This window comes from Gluconobacter vitians, assembly GCF_015244565.1.
In the GTDB taxonomy this organism is placed as follows: domain Bacteria; phylum Pseudomonadota; class Alphaproteobacteria; order Acetobacterales; family Acetobacteraceae; genus Gluconobacter; species Gluconobacter vitians.
In genome coordinates this window covers 40,755-60,358 of record NZ_JABCQG010000013.1, presented here as the reverse complement: position 1 = coordinate 60,358, position 19,604 = coordinate 40,755, and the positions used below count along the sequence as shown (strand labels likewise).

The following is a 19,604-nucleotide window of genomic DNA, read 5'->3' as shown; positions in this document are numbered from 1 at the left end:
CGCTTCGAGAACGCCTCGAAATCGCTTCGTAGATGCCTCGTAGTCGCCTCTATGACGCCTCGAACTTGACACGGAGATGCCTCGCCTGCGAAAGAGGTTCGATACACCAGAGGCCGTGAAAACGGCGCAGCGTGAGAGGTGTGTCCGAAATGGACACAAAGCGGGGGCGAAAGTGAGCATGTCCAAGGCACTGAGAGAGATCCAGGAGGCACACAAGACACGCCCCGCTCAGCCGCATTCGAAAGCCGTCTATCAGTGGTTGAGAAATAATCAGGACATCGTGTCTGAACTTCGCGATGCGAAGATCGCCACCTGGGAGATGATCGCCAAAGCTGCGAGAAAAGATGGTGTGGAGGTCGAGCTCTCTCCGGTTGGACTTGGGGCCATCAGAAAAATGTGGTCCCGCCTCAAGAGCGAGCGAGAGAGAATCACAGTCGGAAAACCGGCAAACGACACACCCGATCAGACGCCAGAACCGCCGAGCCGAACCCCGGCAGACTGGCGGCCTGCCGCAGTAGAAGAGTATTACGCGGAACGTGAGGAAAGACCCGTCGCGCCACGACCTGCCGACACGCCACGGGTGCCCGCCATTTCAGTCGCCGTAACGCCATCGCCCTCCAGAGACGCCGACCCGCATACGAACATTTCTGCTGAGGGCCGCCAGTCTCTGGAGCACATCAGGGCAAAGCTTCGGGCACGTAAGGAAGAGAAGAGAAGGCTCACGCCAGACTGATTTTTTTTGCGCGGCAGGGTTAAGTCGCAGACTGGCCCCGCACTATGGCGTCCGAAAGAGGAAGAGAAGCCCACCTCACAGTGAGGGGGCTGCCTCATCAGGAGCCGACCATCCATGACCAAGGATATTGCCGCCAAAGCCGCTACGAGCGCTGCCGACCAGAAGGCAGCCCCCAAGCGCAAGCCGGTTATTTTTACGATCATTGGCCGCCAGCGGGTCGGGAAAACGACCCTGCTCAACGCTCTGGCTCAGACGATCCACGAGCAGGGCGGCACCCCCGAGATCTGGAACACCGACCTGCTGAACCGGTCGCACTCCATTTCCAGTTTCCATGATGCGAAAAGCCCCACAGGCGGTGACACGAAACGTCAGCGGAAATGGCTGGAAGAGAAGATCCAGTCTCTCATGGAAAGTCGCCATGACGCCATTCTCGACATCGGCGGCGGATGGACAGCGCTGCATGAGTTAATCCGCACGGAATCACTGACACGCGCCCTCGATATGATGGGCATCACGCTCTCTGTGGCTTTCCTCATCGGCCATGAACGCGCAGATCTCGATTATCTGGAAGACCTCCAGACGAACAAGAAGTTCTCTCCCCGGAACGCCGCAGTCATTCTCAACGAAGGCCTCATTCCTCCTTCCCTGGACGTGGATGATGTCTTCGAAGAAGTTGCCATTCATCCCGCAGTTGTCGAAGCCATGGACAACGGCGCAAAGCTCGTCCTCTATCCGGCTGCCGAACCCATGAAAGATGTCTGTGACCGAACGCTCACATTCCGCGCCTATGCCGAGGGCGAACAAAAGGACGGCTTCCCGACCAGTTCGATCTTCGACCGTCTCGCGATTGACCGCTGGTACCGCCGCGATTTCCCTATCTTCCTGCGAGAACTAGGCGCGCCTCGCCTGCCAGACATGCCTAAAGGCCTCCCTGTTCCGGCCGAAAGTGACGTGTGATGTCTGACGGCCTCACCCAGAGGATTTCTGACTGTCAGGGCAGGTTTGAAAGCTCACTGGATGCGCTGCGCGAGCAGACGCATCGTTGGACGCTCCGGCCGCGTTCACCTGAGGCCAAGGTTCTGGATGGCCTCATGATCCTGATGGAGATGAACAATCTTCATCAGGCCCTCCTTCTCAAGGATCGTGAACACTCGGAGGCAGCGCATAGAGCGCTGTTTCAGGAGGCCGAGACACGCATGGAGCAGTGCGTTGCCAAGTGCGAGAGCCTGCTGGATCAATGCACACGCTCGGCAACAGAAGAGGTTATTGAGGTCAGGCGTGCTCTTCATGAAGGCGTGGCAGCCTCTCGCCAGCTCCAGAAGATTGACGAAAAGACCGTCAAGGCGAAGGTCGCGGAAGTCCTTGGCACCGTTAAAGGCGAAATCGCCGAAAGCATGAAGGCGCAGATCGTGATGGCAGGCACTCGTGTTCGACGGGACGAAATCAGCAAGCGGGCCGGATGGTTCGCCACCATGATCGTGGGCGGAACCGTCTTCGGAATTATCCTCGATCACCTGATTTAGGTGTGTCCAAAACGGACACACCACCTCGGGCCAACAAGCGCTGTTCAGACAATACTCAAAGTCGCAGACTACAGGCGGATACTGACCACCCCAACACAGGAGTGCTCAATGCCGCCGCCCTTCAAACAATCCTTTTTGATTACAGGTCTGGCTTTCTCGGCCGGACTTGGCCTCAGCGGTTCGTGCCAGGCACAGTCGATTGAAGTGCCGAACGGCCTGCCGGAAGTCCCGCATGTCGTCTATCCGGAAGTCGGCCTGCCGAACTTCACGGTACCAGCAGGGACCGTCCAGCAGATCGGCGGAGACGGCAAGGTCATCCAGACCACTCAGCCCGTTTCGAATGGATCGGACGCCCTGCAAACACTTTATAGTCGCGCATGGGGCTATCAGGCCGCTGACAACGCATCTTCCCTCGGCGTCAATCCGGCCGCCTTGGCCGCAACCTGTCAGGTCGAATCAGGCTGTCAGAATGTCTATACGGCGAACAGCTCAGGAAACACGATTACCGGTGCGTTCCAGATGTCCAATGGAACCTACAGCGAAGAAATGAGCAAAGCACTCGCGGCCAACCCCGGCCTCGCCAGCACCATTACGTCCGGAACGGCAGGCCAACAGGATCCGGCAACACAAGCAGTAGCAGCCGCTCAGTACCTGAAGGACGGCGCGACCTATCTACAAAATCAAGGGATCAGCAACCCCACCTCCGTGGATGTCAGAGGTTACTATAATTTCGGGCCATCATCGGGTCGGGCCATCGCTCAGGCCAATCCGGACGCGACCATGGCCGAGACACTTCCTTCGTACAGCGCGTCTGCACTCGCAAAAAATGGCATTTCCGCAGGTGAGACGGTCAGTCAGTGGAGGCAATCAGTCGCAGACAAGATGGGATCAGGCGCAACATTGCCTGTTCTAAACTCTTAATAAACGCTAGGATTCAACCATGAAACGGACACTCTACTTCCCTTTGCTTGTCGTTGCGGCGTTTACATCGTCTCACGCCATGGCTGCCGCACGCCACGTAGTGAAGACCCTGCCGGGGTATAGCTGTGCGATGCTGAATTTGACCCACGAGCAGGAGATGGATTTCAACCATCCACCTATGCTTTACAGCGAGCCCCGGGACGGTGCGCAGACCATGGGCGGAGCCGCTGAAGTATTGGCCGTAAAATCAGATACGGCACCGGTAAACGGCTATATTTCAGCGCTGCAAATGAACATGAAGTCAGGCTGGGTAAAGCAGGCACTCATCAAGCCTTACGCAGCGGCAGCCGACCCGACAGCCCGCTGTGAGCCGGTTCTCATGTCAGATGGTACACAAGGTTTCAGCTATCATCACGACTGATAACAATGAGGCAGCCTCCGGGCTGCCTTTTTTGTATCCCCTGAGCCTGGACGTGGAGACACCGGAAGCCACCACGTCGCGGGCAATGTCACCCGGCTTTGCGGATCTCGGCGAGAATGGGATCGGCCTTTCTCTGCCGGGGACAGGGATGGGCCACATGGGCCGCTTCCAGATCCAGTAACCACAAAGACAGATCAGCCGGGAGAGAGGACGTGCCCTCCAGGCAGCGCCGGAACTGGTTGCGGTGCATGTCGCATTTCTCGGCGGCCTGACGCTCGGACCATCCGATCCGGAACAGGGCAAGAGACAGGCGCGGCCCGGTCAGGTGCTTCGGGCGGCTATCGAGAGGGGAAAGGCTCTTCGTCATAAAAGCATCCTGCCGTCGCGTTCTGCGACTGAGCGTAAAAAATCGCTCCTTCAAAATACGCATCCAGAGAGGCCGCGAAGCCCAGAAAACATTGCCATTCCGGGAAAAAACCGCTATTTTCTTCCTATGAGTTCAGCCAAAACCCTCTTCGCTCCGACGCCTTTTTCCGCCCTTTCGGATGAAGAGCGCGCGCGCCGTCAGGATGCGGTCGAATGGACCCTCGCGGCCCAGAGACGGCAGGGCTACACGCATGATCCCCTTATCGAGGATGCCTGCCAGTCGTTCGTCGCGGGACAGATCGACCTCGCCGAACTGGGGCGGAGACTGAATCCCGCCCTCTGACGCGTCGATGCCTCCTGCCCACGGTTACACCTACCCGAACGTCTCGGATGATCCTGACCAGACGGACGTTCTGCGAAACCGTCTCGGCCTGCGCCGCCATTCCGAGCTTCACCCCGAAGAGTACCGCCGCACCAGTCACAGGATTCTGGAAATCCGGATGGGTCTGGGGCCGTCCGGGCATTTCGATGCCGACCACCTGAAGGCCATCCATCGGCATATCTTCCAGGACGTCTATGAGTGGGCTGGTCACATGCGCCACGAAAGGCCGGTCGTGGACGGAGCACGGGTCGAACCGATCGGCTCCATGCGGAAAGGGTCAACAACCTTCCTGCCCGGTTCCCATATCGACATGGGGCTAAACGAAGCCTTCAAGCCGATCCGCAACCCGGATGTCCTGAAGAACTCCACGCCGGAACAGTTCGCGGCCGTCGCCGGAAAGGTTCTAAACGAACTCAATTATGTCCACCCGTACAGGGAGGGCAACGGCCGAACGCAGGACGCGTTCATCGCGGAACTCGGCCGTCATTACGGGCATAACGTGGACCTCTCCGTCATCACAAGAGCCCGCATGGTGTCCGCGTCCATCGCCGGCACGCAGGATCCGGATCACCCTGCTATGCCCGCCTTGCTGACAGATGCCACCGATCCCACCCGTGCGCGTGCCCTTAAGGAGCTGCTGCAGGACATGGGCTCTGGCCCCGCCGCAAGGCCGCTGGATGACCTCGTCATCCGCACGGCCGCGCCTGGGGAAACGGTCTTGGGGATCTTCAAAAGCCGGACCAGCCTTTCCGGTGCGTTCGAAACGCCTGAGGGGATCGTGGCGGTCCCCGTAGCGGATCTCCGAAACGCCGTCCGACAGGATGGCGGATACACTGTTACCGTGCAGTCCGATTTTTTGACGGCCTCTGCTGCTCCAACGCTTCGACCCGTACCGCGTCCGGTCATTCCGGCTGTCTTCGGGCCTGCGGAAGAGAAGCGCGAAAGCGCGCTCCTGGCGCAGGCCAAGGAAGAAGGCCGCAAGGCCGCCGCCTCTCTTCATGCGTTCTGGTCGGCCCCGCCTTCCCTCGTCTGCCGCGACATCGAGGCCGCGATCCGCCAGGAGGGCGGCGATGCAGCACAGGCCTTCACCGGCATGAAGGCCGGAGGCCGTCATGCCGCGCTCGGGAAAGAGATCGAAAAAGAACTGCGCCACAATCCCACTTTCGCGCGCGAGCTGGGCAAGGTGCAGAAGGACATGGCAGCCTATGGCGACAGTCGGGAAAAGGCCTTTGCGTTTGGTGCCGCTCACGGTCGGGAAGCAGAAATCCTGACAGAACTGTCCGGGACGGATCGGGACATCGCCCGCCATGCCAGCCGGACTCCCACCTCTGAACCGGGCCGCGCCCTGATCCAGACCCTGACCGGCCAGCCCGCCCTGACCTCCACAACGGACCCGGCAGGCCACCCGTCTCTTTCGTCTGCCCGAACACCCGGCCCCGGCTGATCGCCCCCTGTTTTCCTAGACCCATCCTGCCCGTGCGGCCCTGCAGCAGACGCGGGCCTGACACCTGCCGCCGAGGGTCGCGCAGTGGCTTTACGGACTGGCACGGCGACTGTCAGACTGAACGCTGGATGCGAGGCCGCCGTCGTGGAACGTGCCTCCCCGGACGGTCCGCAGGACTGGCCGGGGAGGTTGAGGAGCCGTCTCACGAACAGAACACCCACACCAGGACCGTCCGTCATCGGAAAAGAATGCGGGTGAACCGTTACCCGGAAGGGCCGAGACGCAGGGGCCAGACGCCCGACCAAGGGCGGCTGGACCCTGTGGCTCGGTGGAGCTTGGCGACGCAGGAGCCTAGCGGAATAGGGTGAGCGAACCCGTCAGGGCCGCCCCGAACCCTTTTTCTGCCAGTCGCATCTTTCCGCGTCATTCTGCCCTTCTGAAGCAAAAAACACGCCATCATCCGAGGCGTCCGCTTCGTGATTAAGGACATGAAACAGATGCTCACCATACCGACGGTCTGGCCGTATTTCCTCTTTCTGTTTGGTCTCCAGTGGCTAATTACGGCTATTCGTGAGCGAAACAGCGCCAAGCTCCTTGGCACACCCTATGCGCTTTTCGACATCGCTACAGCGTGCATGGCGACGATGATGCTTTGGCTGCGGCGCTCGACCCGGTACGCACTTTTTCTGGCGATCCCGGTTACGGCTCTTTGCGCCGTCCTGTCTCTTGGATTGTACCTGCTGGGACACGAGAAGGAGGCGATCAGCGCTCTGGACGTGGCTTTGATGGCAGGGTTCGGAGGCTGGTTGCTCGAACTACTCTCTTCCATGATCGAAGAAATCTGAACCCTTCGCTTCTTCGATTGCCTTGGCGCAGCCCCCCTGTGGGGGGCGAGCATTGGGGGCAAAACACTCCGCGCCGACGAGGCGCGTCCGCCTTCCCGGAAAAAACGACGGGGGAATTGAAAAGGGCGGACGGGAGAAGAGACCGAGGGCAGAGCCGAGGCCGTCAGCGCGGCCCCGGTGAGTGGCCGGACCTGCTGGCCCGGCCTGTGGGGGTTAGAGAACGGCCCCCCATTGTGCGGCGCGGACGTTCTCGGTGAGGCTGCGGGCGTTGTCCTTGACGTAAGGCTTCCAGTCTTCCCCGATCAGTTCGCGGTAGGCGTCACATGCGCCCTGAGCCATGACGGCGAGCGCGTAAGCTTTGGGGGCCTGCTGTGCAGCGAAACGGACGGCCCGATCTACGCGGTTTTCCCCGCCGTCGATGCCTTGGCGGTCTTCGTCGCGGCTTTCGTTGCTGAAAGAGTTCTGTTCGTCGCGGGCAAGCTGGCGCTTGTTCTCGTAAAAATTGGCGGCCCCATAGGCAGAGCGGATCAGGCCGTCCACGATGCGGCCAAGGTGCATTTCCATGGCCTTGAAATTGCGCTCGCCCCGGAAGTCGGTGACGACAAGCACATCCTCAAGAAGCGTGTACTGGTCGCGGATCATGCTGAGACCGGCCCCCATTAGCTCGTCATAGTCGCCAGCCTCGAAACCGAAATGCTGAACGATAGCGGCGATCTTGTCATCGTTGGGGGCAAGGCGCATGACGTCTGCCAGCGTGGGAGCGGCAATGGCCTTGGTGCGTTCGCGGGCTTCGTTGAAACGGCGGACGGCGGCGGGGCTGGCCTTGTTTGCAGCCTTGCGGTTCTGGGCCTTCGGTGCGATTGTGGTTGCTGCGTCGGACATGAAACGAACCTTTCTAGTCTAGCGAAGTCCCGGCTTGGTGTTACAGCACTAACCGGGGCGCTTTGTCTTGAGGGCCAATCCCTCTCGACAAGTAAAAGATAGCCTTTCCGGCCTTTCATGACAAGAGAAAAAGCGCGGAAAAGCGCGGAAAAGCGCCATAAAACGCGATTTATTTTTGCAGGACAAGTAAAAAGATTTCTTGATTACTTCATGAATACCTGTCGTTTTCCTAGACCCATCCTGCCCGTGCGGCGAGCACACTGACGGCGACGAGAGTGGAACGACGGTGGCGTTTTCCTGAGCCCATCCTGCCACTGGCCAAGACGGGCGACGGGACAGGCCGTCAAGCCCGGAGCGTCCTGAGCAAGGGGGGCAGGTTTGCGGCTGATGCGGGGTCGCGTGCGGCCCTGCAGCAGACGCGGGCCTGACACCTGCCGCCGAGGGTCGCGCAGTGGCTTTACGGACTGGCACGGCGACTGTCAGACTGAACGCTGGATGCGAGGCCGCCGTCGTGGAACGTGCCTCCCCGGACGGTCCGCAGGACTGGCCGGGGAGGTTGAGGAGCCGTCTCACGAACCGATCACCCACACCAGGACCGTCCGTCATCGGAAAAGGATGCGGGTGAACCGTTACCCGGAAGGGCCGAGACGCAGGGGCCAGACGCCCGACCAAGGGCGGCTGGACCCTGTGGCTCGGTGGAGCTTGGCGACGCAGGAGCCTAGCGGAATAGGGTGAACGAACCCGTCAGGGCCGCCCCGATCCTTCTTTTCTTCTGCCCTTCAAACCACCCACGAGTCAGTATCGAAGAAAGAAAACACATTATCCCCTCTCTCCTGCTCTGCCTTCTTCAATCTCCTCCTCAGCACCTTCTGCTTCTGGCGCGCTTTCCGCCTCTTCTTCTCATCAGCCTTCCAGCACTCTCGCAGGACGGCACGCAGTTCGGGACACTGTGCGCGTATCTGTCCATAAGCTTGACGCCTAAACAGGGCCACGCCGCCGAAGCGGTCGATACCTGTCAGCAGGGTGCATCTGCCGATCCCCGGATAGAAGATCACGCCGAGACCATCCTGCGCATCGGGTGTTGAGGGCAGCCGGAGGAAAAGGGTGGCGAAGCCATCCGAGGTCTGGACCCATCCGGGCGCTGGCTCTGCCAGTTGCCGCAATGGCATCAGGTCAAAGTCCGGACAGTTCTCAGCTATGGCCGCCGGGAGAGGCTGAGACCTGTGCCAGAAGCTGGCGCTACAGCCCGCCCAGTCTCTCGAAGGATCCGTTGGAAACAGGATCGAAAAAACGGTGATGAGGTCTGCTTCATACACGAGCTGACCGCCCTGCCATTTGGCAAAGCCCGGATCATCGAAGCTGTCGAAATACTCCATGCCCCGGATACTGACGTCCGGATAGTCGTCGGACAGCCCGTGACCGTGCCCGAGGAAGGACGTGCCGATGCCATTTTCGAGGGTCATCACCAGCGTGGTGTCGTTCTCCCACGCCATCTGGTCTGGTGCACAGGTCCGGTAGGCGCGCTCTTCGGCGATCTGGCGCAGACGGTCCTGCGGGCCGGTGAGCGTAAAGACTGTTGTGACGGGAGTAGCCACGGAAAGCTTCCTTTTTCTCTTTTCAGATGCTTTCCCGCAAGGCGCAGACGGCTGGACGGGACAATGGCGCGCCCTCCAGGGTGCGGGCCGCGTGCGGCCGAACCATTGTGGCGGCCAGACGGCCTGTGGCGACTGGACTTCCTTTTCTTGCCCCTTCCCTGCCTGTCCCCACCTGCAACTCCTGTAACCGTCATCTGTTTCTATGGATGTTCAACGATCCGGCCTTGCCGGAGCCTATTGAGAAACAGGATGCTTTTATGAAAACCTCCCTGATGATTGCCGCTGCTGCCGGACTTCTGGGAACAACACTTGCATCCGCCCAGGCAGAGCCGGGTGGATGCCTCAAGTACGGTGCCGCAGGCGCCGTAGGTGGCCATGTTGCCAACCATCATGGTGTTCTGGGCGCCACGGGCGGATGCATCACCGGTATGTACGTCCGACATGAATATCGGAAGGAAGCACGTCAGAAGGCGGCGCTTTATGACAAGGATCATCCAGGAGCCAAAGGCTCCTATGAAGAGAAGGCCACGGCCTATGACGTGGAGCATTCCACAAAGCCGGGTCAGATGAATGGGACTGCTGCCGAAGCGCCGAGCGGTCAGCCGCAGTAAACGCCACTCTCCCGTATGGGATCAGAAAGGCCGGGCTTTGCCCCGGCTTTTTTTGTCTTCTTTTTCTGCTTTGGCGCTGCTGGATGAGTTTCTGGGTACCGGTCCGTAAGAGCACTGTCCCTCAGCGTATAAGTCGCAGGCCGAACGCCTAGTCTTACCCTCAGTACAGATACAGGGAAGAACAGGATGACGATTTATTCTCACAAACGGGAATACCAGCAGTGGTTCGCCTGAGGCTGAGGCCCCGGGGTGGGCCTTCGCGCGTTGAGCGGAGCGACGACGCGCACGCGGCCTGGAAGAGCCTTCAGGCAGAACTCAAAGGCGCGAAAGGCGAAGACAGGATCCGAACCCTCCTGAACGAACTCGGACAGCCCAGTCTCCACGACGTTCATCTACCTAAAGCCTCGGGGGAAGGCACAACCCAGATCGACCATCTCGTCCTATTGCCCCGTGCCCTCATGGTCATCGAGACCAAGCACTATGCGGGCCATCTGAGCGGGCATCCAAATGACGAATACTGGCGCCAACGTTTAGGCAAAGAAGAAGGGGGCCGGCTGATCTACAGCCCTCTTCGCCAGAATGCGGGCCATTGCGCAGCCGTCCGCGCTGTGACGTCACAGGCCTGTCTGGATGTGGAGATCCTGAATCGCGTGGTCCTGACAGGGCGCGCTAGCGTCAGCCCGGCCCTTCAGGCCTGTGTCAGAACCCCGAACGCCCTCGCCGACGAACTGCGACACAACTGCGGAGAGGCGTCAGGACTGATGATGGGCTTGTGGCAGAGGATCGTGCGCGTCGCCCATCACACAAAGAGATAGGCGATAGCGTCTTATTCCACGGCAATACCGATGGCGGCCGCTGTATACCGGGTTGTCGGAAGGATCTGGACAACCACCTCCCCGCTAACGTCGGAGAGATAGAGAAGCCCGTCTTTCGGGCAGCCCAAAGGGCGCCCATCAGGATCGAGCACCAGGCGAAGGCTGGTGATCGGGCTGACTTCATAAACATGATGCTCGTCCCAGGAGACGAAAGCATGAATCCGCCCTTTTTCGGCCACCGTATGCAGCGTTCCCGGGAGAATACCTCGGGTTTTCTGCTTCAAACGCTCTGACATGAACTGACCAACAGCCTCTTTCTGCTGCTCGGTCAGGCTCTCATATGTGCAGGGGGCGGGATAGATCGGTTCACCAGTCACGCGGCCAGTCCTTCCTTGCTGAGATGGATAAGGAAAGCCACAGAGGGGCCTCCCTTATCGAGACAGGTCAGTGTTTTGCCGACGCCTGGCGTTCCTCGTCAATAAAGTCCGTGACGTCTTTCAGGACGCCATCCGGAATTTCCTCACCGTCATCAAGATCGACTTCCAGACCTTCAGCAGGTGCCTCCGTGCTGCCAGCCGACAGGCCCAGGCAGAGATCCGGATCTTCAGGATCGTAATCGACCCGCACAGCCCATCCATCCGACAGGAAGACGAAATCGCTGAGCAGTCCGTCCTCTTCGAGATCCTCGTCATGCTCAGCCTCATCGGCGTCGGACGGCAGATCGGCGGCCTTGCAGACACCCGCATACAGGCCAGGAAAGGCCGTGTTCAGCGCATCCACAACCTGCTGGGTCTGCGGACGAAAAGGTCCGGTCTTTGAGACCGGCATGACATCGCACATCAGTTCAGCTTCCAGCAGGTGGACGTCACATGCTGACTGAAGGTCAGACGCGTATTGCCATTGTGATCACCGATCAGCTCGCACCGCACCCAGGTGTAGGATCGTGCCGGGCCATTGTCCTTCTGAAGGATCAGGATGTTGCCTTCCTCGCCCGCGCTAGAATGGATGAGGTAATTTTTGTTCAGAAGATCCTGAAGACTGTCAGGAATGACTTCAAATGCGGTCGCGACAGATGCCGTATGGCCTTTGCCCGACAGGTTGGGTGTCACAGGCCCCATACTCCCGAGCGCGGGATCGAGGGCAAAAGCTGGCGAAAGGGCAGCGGCCGTGAGGCCGGCTGCCAGGGCAAGAGAAGAAATATATCGGGTCACGGTCGATCCTTGCGGTTCATTGGATCTGAAAAGATCGCTTTACCCCGCAAAGGTAAAGACCGCTTCTGCGACTTCCTAAAAGAGACTCAGACCTTTGCAGGGCGTCCGCGACGCTTCTGCGGGATCTGACGCACGGGAATCTCTGGTTCTTCTGGCTCGGAAGCCGGATTGCTCCGACCGCCCTTCGTAGCCCCCAGACCGATCTTGTGAGCCAGATCCGTGCGGTGACGGGAGTAAGCAGGCGCGGTCATGGGATAGTCAGAAGGCAGGCCCCACTTGGCGCGGTATTCATTCGGGGTCAGGTTATACGCGCTCTTGAGATGACGTTTGAGAAGCTTCAGCTTCTTTCCGTCTTCGAGACAGATAATGTGGTCCTCAAACACAGACCGCTTCGGATTGACGGCCGGGACCAGCTCGACTGGCTCTGGCTCGGGCGGCTGACCGGCCGACGCCAGGGCTGCATGGACAGTCCGGATCAGCTCGGGAATCTGCTCTACCGGTACCTCATGAGCACTGACGTAGCTTTCGACAATATCGGCCGTTAGATGACGGAAATCTGTTTCAACGTCTGTGGTCATTTCAAATGCCTTTTCAAATTTTGACTGTGTAGAGTGTCTGTCTATACGCAAGATAACATGACAGGTCACTGAGGTCGCGTCGCTCGCGGCATAGGAGCCGGGGCAACACCTCGTCCCAGATGACGGTGTTCGGAGCAGTAGTGCGTATCGCCTTTCGGTCCGATGAACCCGAAAGCCGCCCCCTTCCCGCACACGTCGCAGTCATAAAGCCAGCCAGACTTCGTCCTGGGCCGCAGGGAGGTGTATGGCCTGTCGTCAGGACTGTGATGATCGGGCATGCCTTAAAACCCCATGGCATCAAGAGCGGCCGCCGTGTGCCGGAACCGGCCCCCTGTCTCTCTTCTCTTCGATTGCCCCTGCTGGCGCAGCCAGCCCGTCACGCGATGCTCGGCTGGGATTTCCTCAATGAAGCCTGACGGCCTCGCTGAAACACCCTGACGATAGCCGACACTGCTGATCGTGGCCTGTTGCATCGCACGGGTCAGCGACACATAGGCCAGACGGCGCTCCTCCTCATAATTGCGCTCGCCCATCCCCGGAAAGACTGTCTCTTCCCAGGCTGGCAGGAAAACGTGGGGAAACTCCAGACCCTTGGCGCGGTGCATGGTCATGAGCTGCACCCGATCGCGCCCACGCTCGTTCGGTGAGGCCGTGGCAAGGGCTGCGTGCTCCAGAAGATCCTGAAGCCGGGTAAAGCCCTCGGCCAGCCCGACCAGCTCGGACAGGTTCTGCAAGGCCGTCTCCCCCTCTTCGGACGCGGCCTCCCGCCACATCGTGTAGCAGCCCGTCTCTTTCAGAAGCGTATCGAGGCGATCGCAAAGCCGCATGTCCGGGATCTGGCCGATCCGGGAGACCGTCTCACGGAAAGCAAGCAGGCTGTCACGCACCTTGGAGGGAAGCGTTGCCGTAGTGACGGCCGCACACAGGCTGAGGCCGCGATCCTGCGCCTCCTGCTCTATCTGGCCAAGCGCCTTGGCGCCAAGGCCTCGCCTGGGCACATTGGCCACGCGCCGGAACGCCTCATCGGACTGGCGACTGTCCGGACAGGCCGCCAGCATCAGGAAAGCGAGCGCGTCCTTCACCACGGCCCGGTGGTAGAACCCGACGTCGCCGATGATCTCGTAGGGGATACGCGCCTTGAGCAGCGCTTCTTCCAGAGAGCGGGACAGACGGTTGATCCGATAGATCATCGCCATGTCATGCCAGGCCACACCTTCTGCCGCACGACGTCCCATCTCGGCCGCGATCGCGTCGGCCTCATCTGACGCATAATCGTAGGTGAGCACCTCGATCTTCTGACCATCGCCCTTCTGGGTAAACAGCGTCTTCGGGATCCGACCCGGGTCTCGCGCGATGATGGCGTTGGCGGCCTGGAGGATATGATGCGTGGAGCGGAAGTTCTCTTCGAGCTTGAAAAGTCTGGCCCCGTCAAACTCCCGAACGAAGTTCCGGATGAAGCCAATTTTGGCCCCACGCCAAGAATATATTGACTGCGAATCATCGCCCACAGCGAAGAGTTCTCGTGAGTATTCAGACATATAGGTGAGCCAGAGCATCTGTGCACGGTTCACGTCCTGAAACTCATCGGCCATCACGGACGTAAAGCGCTGTGACCACCTGTCACGATAGGATCGGTCGTTCATCAGCGCAAGCGTTGGCCACATCAGCAGGTCCGAGAAATCGGCGGCGTTCTGCTCGCGCAGGGTGGCCTGATAGATCTGGTAGAGCCGGACAGCAAACTCCCAGCCTTCGACATCGACCATCTGACGCGCCGCACGGCGGCGCTCGATCAGCCCGCGTACCCAGGCCGGTGCGGCCTCAGGTGTGACGAGGTTCTCCTTCATATGCCCGATCCGCTCGCCCATTGTCTTGACCTGCCGGACGTCACACTTCTTGCCTGTGTCCGGTTCGGGCACAGTATCCGGGTCCATGGCCTTCATGAGACGGCGGATCAGCGCCGTCGCATCGTCTGCGTCGCGGATGTCAAAGCCAGGATGCAACTGCGCCACCTCAGGCTCCGCCCGGAGCTGCCGCGCGCCGAGGCCGTGAAAGGTGCCAAGCCAGAACGGAGCCTGTCCCTCGCCTAAGACGCTCGTGATGCGCTCGCGCATTTCCTGAGCAGCCTTGTTGGTAAAGGTCACGCACAGGATCTGTGACGGGCGCATCCCATACATCTGGATCCGGCACGCCACACCAGCCGTAAGCGTCTTCGTTTTTCCCGTTCCGGCCCCGGCCAGGACCAGCACGCGCCCAAGCGCCATGGCGGCCTCACGCTGCACTGGGGTCAGCGGATCCAGTACGGGTGCGAGGGTTTGGGGATAGGCGCTCATGCGGGCACCTGCTCAACCGGATAGACTTCAGACGCCACCGGATCCTCGACGGCCACGACATTGCTGCTGTCAGTAAAAAGGGTCAGCGGATGATAGAGATTGAAGCCCTCATGAGGGCCGTCCCAACGCCCGGCAATGACGAGGGCCAGTGCGCGGTTCAGGCCGCTGCCCAGCCACACAAGCTGATGCGGGACCGGCATCTCCGGCGCTTCAGGATCCGTACAGCCGAGGCGGCGCGCATGATCCATCCAGATCGCAGAGGCCTTTTCGTGGCCCAGCATGTTGAAGGTCAGGCCGCTCTTGAGAACCATCTGGTCGATATGCTGGCAGGCCGTTGATCGTGTGTCGTTATACATCATGACGTCCTCAAAAGCCTTGGGGCAGGCTGACAAAGTGAGCGTTGGGAGTTCAGGTCCGTTCAGACGGACGATCGTGGACTTGCGGGTGAAGACGATCAGCTCGCCGTCGCGGTCCCAGGCATCATTCAGGCGATCACCGCCGATCACGACGCCCTGCACCAGCCCCTCGGGCGTCTGCGCCTCGCAGAAGACCTCAGGAGCAGAGGATCCCACCCCGGCACGCTTCCAGACTTTGATGGCCTCTGTGTCCTGCCGCCACAGGATCAGCGTGACGGCCTGCCAGCTCAGACGGGATTTGCTCTGTTTCATGCGGCCACGTCCTGACGGGCGCGGCGCTGCAGGACCGCGTTCCAGTCCTTGTCCCTGGCACTCGGCGAGTAGCGCAGAGGTTTCAGCCCGGCCTCACGGATCATGGGCGCATAGATTTCTTCGTAACGATCACCCTGGGCATCGCAGTCCACGGCAATCATGACACGGCCGCCTGCCTCAATGGTGCCGAGAAGAGCACGAAACTCCTCCAGGGCCTCGGGGCTCATGCCGCCACCTGTTGAGACATACAGGCTGGGTTCGAAATTGAACGGGTCCATGGCCGCATAGGACAGCACGTCGATGGCAGACTCACCGATGACCAGACGAACGGGCGTTTCCCCTTTTTCGCCAGTCCTCATCCGAAAGAGCATCTTGCCACCGCCGCCCGAGGAAAAGCCGCGATATTCCGGCCCGCGCATCTCCATGCCGGTCAGCTCGCCTGCGTTGTTGCTATGGGCGAACCAGGCCGTGCCCTTCATGCCTTCCCGCAGGAGGCCCTGCTGAATTGCGAGACGAAGGATGCTCTCCGGCAAGGCGCGGTCACGGGTCAGATAGGTCCAGGCGGCCGACCCCGGATGGGGAGCCTGACGGTTCTTCCACATATATTTCGGATCACGCGCGGGCTTGCGCTCCTTCGGTTCCGCCACATACTCGGCCCCGCTCGGCGTCAGGCCCAGCATTCCACGGAGTTCAACGCGTGCGTTGCCAAGGGACATTCCCGGATTGAGGAACCGGACCAGGTCGATGACCGAGCCTTTGACGATCGAAGAGGAATTGTGCGGATCCCACCAGCCCTTGCCGCCGTGGGTCACGATGATGCTCTCGCCCTTCTGGCGACGAAAGCGCATGTGACGGGCGGAACTTTCGGACCGGGCGAACCTGTAACCGGCCTGTTCCAGAACAACGATGCAACTGATCTCGTCACGAAACTTCTGGAGTTCGTCGTTCATCTGCTGAGGCGAGTTCTGGTAAGCCATGACGGAAAATCCTCCCGAACGTCCGTTACTTTCGATCTTTGGAAAGTATAGTAAATTACCGTCACAATATCCACTGAATACAACGGAATACCGTGCAATATATTTACTTGATTGAATAAAATAGTTCTTGCGTCCAGCGCGCCAAAAACCAGTTTTTCTTGTTCGTCCTGCGGGGGTTTCGGGGGCAGCGCAGCCCCCGGTGTTGCCGCTGAAAGGAGCTGTGTGGAGACGTTTTTCTCGTCCCGTCCTGCCAGGAACACGACAGTTGCGGGCCGAGGGTGTCAGGACCGGAAGACTGCGGATCGGCAAAAGCGGGTTGCGGGCAGCGCGGGACACCGTCCTGCGATGAACGCGGCCCTCTTTTGACGAAAGACGCGGTCTGGAGCCCGAAGGGTTGTCTTGAGACCCTCGGACCGTGACTGTCACACTGATCGCATGACGGCGAGGTCGGAACACAGCTCCGTGCCACCCCGCAAGGGGTGGTTGAAGCGGCAACGTCTGATGGTTCGGCATGAACGGATCCTTCAAGAAGTGTCATCAGTCTGCCCGTGCCATCTGCGACTGAAGCCCTCGGCCTCAGCTTTTTTTGTCTATCCGGCATATGAGGTTGATGGCGACCTGTCGAAATGGCCAAAAGTTACGGGATACCCGTATTTTTCTCTTTGCAATAACTACGGGTATCCCGTATTGTCGTCTCATGGATAACAGGTTTGACCCCGCAAAAGACCTCGCCAACCAAAAAAAGCACAAGCTGTCTCTGGCCTTTGGCGACCGTATTTTCGAGGACGATAATCACCTGATCTTGCCCACCATCCGCATCGAGGATGAGGAGGATCGCTACAAAGTGGTTGGCGTCGTGGGCGAGAAGCTGTGCACCGGTGTGTTTGTCTGGCGGGACGATCTGCCCCGCTTCATTTCCGTGAGAAGGAGCAACAAAGGTGAAGAGAAAGCATATCATTCTGCCTGCTGATCCGGCGGATTCCGAAGACCGTGCGGTATCCACCGAAGGCATGGAGCGTGGGCAAAGAGCGCGGTTGATCCGTAAAACCCGTAACGATCTCGGTTTGTCTCAGGTCGAATTTGCCAGCCGTTTCCGCGTCCCTGTCGGCACGTTACGTGACTGGGAACAGGCACGGGCGATGGCCCCCGACTTCGCTGTAGCCTACGTCCGGGTCATCGGACGTCACCCCGATATGGTAGCTCAGGCAGTGGCCTGAGCTACCTTCACAACGAGCCGGGGATTCAGCCCATCAACCCCAAACGCCGGATAGCCTTTTTTTCGAAGACTCGATGTCGGCCATCCCGTCTTCGTCCTTCTTCGTCTGCCCTTTCTGTCGTTCCAGTTCCGCCAGTGTGCGTCTCACGGCCTGTGAGAACCGCGTTTTTCCTTCCCAGAAACGGCGTGAATACGCGCGGCGGTTCATCGTCGCCGTCCTCATGCCACACCTTCCGGACGATCAAGGCTGTCCAGGAGCTTCTCGTGTGACCGACGGCGCAGGATCGCGGCCTTGCGGCGGAAACCGGCCGTCAGGCGCGATGGCAGCATGAGGGACTGATCCGTGTCTTCCAGGAGCACGGCCTCTGCCATAAGGCGGACGCTCAGGGCGCGCGCCTGACTGCGAGGGACTGTGAGGAGAGCGGGCGTCGCATAGAACATAAAACCTCCTGAGACCCGCCTCTGTCAGGAAGCGGGTATAAAAAGACCGGCTCCAGGGCCGGTTTGCGTGCGTGTTACGAAGAAAGAGGACGTCAGCGGCCTGTGTCGGTGAGGATCCTCACATCCCCGTCCTGGGCGCTCACGACGATCTCGGGTTCAGGCGGCCCCTGATCGGTACCCGGGCGGACTTCGTAAGCGCCGCGCACGAACACGAGCTGGCTCTTGCGGGCGCGTCGCTCCAGAAGATCTGTCAGAAAATCGTTGTGGCAGAAAATCCTGTGCCACACGGTCTGGGGGACGCGGCGGCCGGTGTGTGTGTCGGTGCGGTGGCTGTCCGTCGCCAGACGGAAAAGGGCCACGCGGTGTCCGTCCTGTTCTGTGCGGATCTCAGGATCCGCGCCAAGGTTGCCAATGACGATGGCAAGGCTGAGGGTCTGAGCCATTGCTCTGTCCTTTTCTCTGGCCCGTGTCAGAAAAGCTCGGCCTGCACGGGCGCGGCAGGGAGAGGCTGGTGTTCGGATGGCAGGGAGATCCTGAAGCGCTGTGCCAGACGGGCCAGATCGGCCCGGTCGCGTGCCTCCTGCTCGGCGGCAAGGGCGCGCGTGTAAGCGTCGATCAGCCCGCTGCCGATGATGCGGTTGCGGATGTCGCGTTCGACGTCCGACCAGGTCCAGGCCGGATCGCCATAACAGCCGTGCAGGACGATGCCGCGCAGGAAGCCCAGACGCGCCTGTGTCGTGGAGAACTGCGCGCCCCAGAAGCCATGGATGTCGAAATGGGCGATATGCCCGAACATCTGGCTCAGGCGGTTGTAAAGTGTGCGGTTCCACGCGCTCTGCGGAAACCCGCGTGCGATGAAGGCCAGCAGCGCGTTCCCGATTTTCGCTTTCTCGGCTGTGTCACTGAACTGCGTTGCGGTGAGGCCCTGAGGCCCGATCGGCGGCCGCCGCAGGGACGGGCACGCAATGGACGCTGGCTCCAAGCCGTTCATGACCGCACCTCGCGGGCGAGCATCGCCTCGACCTGAGTGAGGTAGGCTTTGAACGGCGTCTCTTCAGGAATCACTCTGATCCACTGCTCGGTGCCCAGAGATCCTTTCCAGCGGGCGTCGCAGAAGCCCTCGGGATGATCGCTCCCACGCTCGGGTGTCACTGACACAAGAAAGGAGGCCTCCGGATAGTCGCCGCGCAGGCGCGTGCCGTACTCGACAACGGCCGCCCGGATCCCGGCAAGATCAGGCGCTTCGATCCGTGTCTGTCTGTAGCGGTCAGGGGACGAACAGGAGATGAGGCTCCCGTGAGAGGCCGCAGGGATGGCAGCCAGAGTGTATGTCGGCATGGTGATCTCCACACAGGACAGGGCCGCCCGTGAGGGCGGCTGATCTCGGATCGGTCAGAGAAAGGCGGGAAGCACCACCACCAGAACGATGAAGGCTGCGAACAGCGCGACGCCCGCTACGAACCCTGCGAGTTCGAGCCATTCCGTGCGGTTGCGGGGACGCAGATCGGAAAAGTCGGCCATGTCATTCTCCTGTTTTCTTTCATGACCTCTTCCGGCGACCGCAGCGGAGACTGGCTGGCAAAGGCGCTGCAACGCAGCGGGATCGGACGACCCGCAGCGCAGCGAGGACACGGCCGACCCACCC

General features: G+C 60.3%; 27 protein-coding genes. 12 read left to right on the top strand and 15 right to left on the bottom strand.

Annotated elements, in window-relative coordinates:
• The first annotated feature begins 178 nt into the window (after window positions 1–178).
• The 5 genes from HKD24_RS10725 to HKD24_RS10705 all read left to right on the top strand — a co-directional run bounded on the left by HKD24_RS10725 (window position 179) and on the right by HKD24_RS10705 (window position 3,598).
• Entirely contained in the window at window positions 179–733 is a 555-nt protein-coding gene (locus HKD24_RS10725; protein WP_194260277.1) for a hypothetical protein, read from the top strand.
• A 114-nt stretch (window positions 734–847) separates the two neighbouring features.
• The gene (locus HKD24_RS10720; protein ID WP_194260276.1) at window positions 848–1,690 is read left to right on the top strand and encodes an FAD-binding oxidoreductase; all 843 of its coding nucleotides are present in this window, start codon (window positions 848–850) and stop codon (window positions 1,688–1,690) included.
• Window positions 1,690–2,256 carry a hypothetical protein gene (locus tag HKD24_RS10715; RefSeq protein ID WP_194260275.1) on the top strand — a complete coding sequence of 189 codons (567 nt, stop codon included), beginning with the start codon at window positions 1,690–1,692 and terminating at the stop codon, window positions 2,254–2,256. The genes HKD24_RS10720 and HKD24_RS10715 overlap by 1 nt, the downstream gene beginning before the upstream one ends.
• A gap of 108 nt (window positions 2,257–2,364) precedes the next feature.
• Entirely contained in the window at window positions 2,365–3,177 is an 813-nt protein-coding gene (locus tag HKD24_RS10710; RefSeq protein WP_064273028.1) for a hypothetical protein, read from the top strand.
• A 19-nt stretch (window positions 3,178–3,196) separates the two neighbouring features.
• Window positions 3,197–3,598 carry a hypothetical protein gene (locus HKD24_RS10705; protein ID WP_194260274.1) on the top strand — a complete coding sequence of 134 codons (402 nt, stop codon included), beginning with the start codon at window positions 3,197–3,199 and terminating at the stop codon, window positions 3,596–3,598.
• An 88-nt stretch (window positions 3,599–3,686) separates the two neighbouring features.
• Here the strand turns inward: HKD24_RS10705 and HKD24_RS15300 are convergent, their stop codons facing one another.
• On the bottom strand, window positions 3,687–3,965 hold the full coding sequence (locus HKD24_RS15300; protein WP_225198652.1) for a hypothetical protein: 279 nt from the start codon (window positions 3,963–3,965) through the stop codon (window positions 3,687–3,689).
• Window positions 3,966–4,091: 126 nt separating this feature from the next.
• Here HKD24_RS15300 and HKD24_RS15295 point away from each other — a divergent pair, with 126 nt between their 5' ends.
• The 3 genes from HKD24_RS15295 to HKD24_RS10690 all read left to right on the top strand — a co-directional run bounded on the left by HKD24_RS15295 (window position 4,092) and on the right by HKD24_RS10690 (window position 6,635).
• Window positions 4,092–4,307, top strand: coding sequence for an antitoxin VbhA family protein (locus tag HKD24_RS15295; protein WP_063905511.1), 216 nt, complete (start codon window positions 4,092–4,094; stop codon window positions 4,305–4,307).
• Window positions 4,308–4,314: 7 nt separating this feature from the next.
• Entirely contained in the window at window positions 4,315–5,790 is a 1,476-nt protein-coding gene (locus HKD24_RS10695; RefSeq protein WP_194260273.1) for a Fic/DOC family protein, read from the top strand.
• A 497-nt stretch (window positions 5,791–6,287) separates the two neighbouring features.
• Window positions 6,288–6,635: a hypothetical protein gene (locus HKD24_RS10690; protein WP_194260272.1), complete on the top strand. Its 348-nt coding sequence runs from the start codon at window positions 6,288–6,290 to the stop codon at window positions 6,633–6,635.
• A 213-nt stretch (window positions 6,636–6,848) separates the two neighbouring features.
• Here the strand turns inward: HKD24_RS10690 and HKD24_RS10685 are convergent, their stop codons facing one another.
• Both HKD24_RS10685 and HKD24_RS10680 read right to left on the bottom strand, forming a co-directional pair.
• Complete coding sequence (locus HKD24_RS10685; protein ID WP_062273658.1) at window positions 6,849–7,517, bottom strand: hypothetical protein; 669 nt, start codon at window positions 7,515–7,517, stop codon at window positions 6,849–6,851.
• A gap of 779 nt (window positions 7,518–8,296) precedes the next feature.
• Window positions 8,297–9,112, bottom strand: coding sequence for a hypothetical protein (locus HKD24_RS10680; RefSeq protein ID WP_194260271.1), 816 nt, complete (start codon window positions 9,110–9,112; stop codon window positions 8,297–8,299).
• A 257-nt stretch (window positions 9,113–9,369) separates the two neighbouring features.
• Between HKD24_RS10680 and HKD24_RS10675 the strand changes: the two genes are divergently transcribed.
• On the top strand, window positions 9,370–9,723 hold the full coding sequence (locus HKD24_RS10675) for a hypothetical protein (RefSeq protein WP_194255956.1): 354 nt from the start codon (window positions 9,370–9,372) through the stop codon (window positions 9,721–9,723).
• Window positions 9,724–9,944: 221 nt separating this feature from the next.
• Window positions 9,945–10,538 (top strand): nuclease-related domain-containing protein, encoded by a 594-nt coding sequence (locus tag HKD24_RS10670; RefSeq protein WP_194260270.1) that lies wholly within the window; start codon window positions 9,945–9,947, stop codon window positions 10,536–10,538.
• A gap of 11 nt (window positions 10,539–10,549) precedes the next feature.
• On the opposite strand, the gene HKD24_RS10665 is transcribed toward HKD24_RS10670, so the two are convergent.
• The 7 genes from HKD24_RS10665 to HKD24_RS10635 all read right to left on the bottom strand — a co-directional run bounded on the left by HKD24_RS10665 (window position 10,550) and on the right by HKD24_RS10635 (window position 16,302).
• Window positions 10,550–10,915 carry a hypothetical protein gene (locus HKD24_RS10665; protein WP_194260269.1) on the bottom strand — a complete coding sequence of 122 codons (366 nt, stop codon included), beginning with the start codon at window positions 10,913–10,915 and terminating at the stop codon, window positions 10,550–10,552.
• Between the two features lie 67 nt (window positions 10,916–10,982).
• Complete coding sequence (locus HKD24_RS10660) at window positions 10,983–11,378, bottom strand: hypothetical protein (RefSeq protein ID WP_194260268.1); 396 nt, start codon at window positions 11,376–11,378, stop codon at window positions 10,983–10,985.
• A complete protein-coding gene (locus HKD24_RS10655) occupies window positions 11,378–11,749 on the bottom strand; it encodes an ABC transporter substrate-binding protein (RefSeq protein WP_194260267.1) in 372 nt (123 codons plus the stop codon). The genes HKD24_RS10660 and HKD24_RS10655 overlap by 1 nt, the downstream gene beginning before the upstream one ends.
• Before the next feature lie 86 nt (window positions 11,750–11,835).
• Window positions 11,836–12,327 carry a MucR family transcriptional regulator gene (locus HKD24_RS10650; protein WP_062273647.1) on the bottom strand — a complete coding sequence of 164 codons (492 nt, stop codon included), beginning with the start codon at window positions 12,325–12,327 and terminating at the stop codon, window positions 11,836–11,838.
• A gap of 281 nt (window positions 12,328–12,608) precedes the next feature.
• Window positions 12,609–14,657: an ATP-dependent helicase gene (locus HKD24_RS10645; protein ID WP_194260266.1), complete on the bottom strand. Its 2,049-nt coding sequence runs from the start codon at window positions 14,655–14,657 to the stop codon at window positions 12,609–12,611.
• The gene (locus HKD24_RS10640; RefSeq protein ID WP_061500337.1) at window positions 14,654–15,325 is read right to left on the bottom strand and encodes a hypothetical protein; all 672 of its coding nucleotides are present in this window, start codon (window positions 15,323–15,325) and stop codon (window positions 14,654–14,656) included. The genes HKD24_RS10645 and HKD24_RS10640 overlap by 4 nt, the downstream gene beginning before the upstream one ends.
• Entirely contained in the window at window positions 15,322–16,302 is a 981-nt protein-coding gene (locus HKD24_RS10635) for a DUF3991 and TOPRIM domain-containing protein (RefSeq protein ID WP_194260265.1), read from the bottom strand. Before HKD24_RS10635 ends, HKD24_RS10640 begins: the two co-directional genes overlap by 4 nt.
• A 697-nt stretch (window positions 16,303–16,999) precedes the next feature.
• On the opposite strand from HKD24_RS10635, the gene HKD24_RS10630 reads away from it, so the two are divergent.
• Both HKD24_RS10630 and HKD24_RS10625 read left to right on the top strand, forming a co-directional pair.
• Entirely contained in the window at window positions 17,000–17,272 is a 273-nt protein-coding gene (locus HKD24_RS10630) for a BrnT family toxin (RefSeq protein ID WP_062273639.1), read from the top strand.
• On the top strand, window positions 17,241–17,519 hold the full coding sequence (locus HKD24_RS10625) for a helix-turn-helix domain-containing protein (RefSeq protein ID WP_010505506.1): 279 nt from the start codon (window positions 17,241–17,243) through the stop codon (window positions 17,517–17,519). Before HKD24_RS10630 ends, HKD24_RS10625 begins: the two co-directional genes overlap by 32 nt.
• A 218-nt stretch (window positions 17,520–17,737) precedes the next feature.
• Here HKD24_RS10625 and HKD24_RS10620 read toward each other — a convergent pair whose 3' ends face one another.
• From HKD24_RS10620 to HKD24_RS15485, 5 genes are all read right to left on the bottom strand, one after another.
• Window positions 17,738–17,959 carry a hypothetical protein gene (locus tag HKD24_RS10620; protein WP_194260306.1) on the bottom strand — a complete coding sequence of 74 codons (222 nt, stop codon included), beginning with the start codon at window positions 17,957–17,959 and terminating at the stop codon, window positions 17,738–17,740.
• A gap of 92 nt (window positions 17,960–18,051) precedes the next feature.
• Window positions 18,052–18,402, bottom strand: coding sequence for a single-stranded DNA-binding protein (locus HKD24_RS10615; protein WP_194260264.1), 351 nt, complete (start codon window positions 18,400–18,402; stop codon window positions 18,052–18,054).
• A 26-nt stretch (window positions 18,403–18,428) separates the two neighbouring features.
• Window positions 18,429–18,950, bottom strand: a complete 522-nt coding sequence (locus tag HKD24_RS10610) for a hypothetical protein (protein WP_081105706.1) — start codon at window positions 18,948–18,950, stop codon at window positions 18,429–18,431.
• Window positions 18,947–19,297, bottom strand: a complete 351-nt coding sequence (locus HKD24_RS10605; RefSeq protein WP_194260263.1) for a hypothetical protein — start codon at window positions 19,295–19,297, stop codon at window positions 18,947–18,949. The genes HKD24_RS10610 and HKD24_RS10605 overlap by 4 nt, the downstream gene beginning before the upstream one ends.
• A 54-nt stretch (window positions 19,298–19,351) precedes the next feature.
• Window positions 19,352–19,480 (bottom strand): hypothetical protein, encoded by a 129-nt coding sequence (locus tag HKD24_RS15485; protein ID WP_255308586.1) that lies wholly within the window; start codon window positions 19,478–19,480, stop codon window positions 19,352–19,354.
• Window positions 19,481–19,604 lie beyond the last annotated feature (124 nt).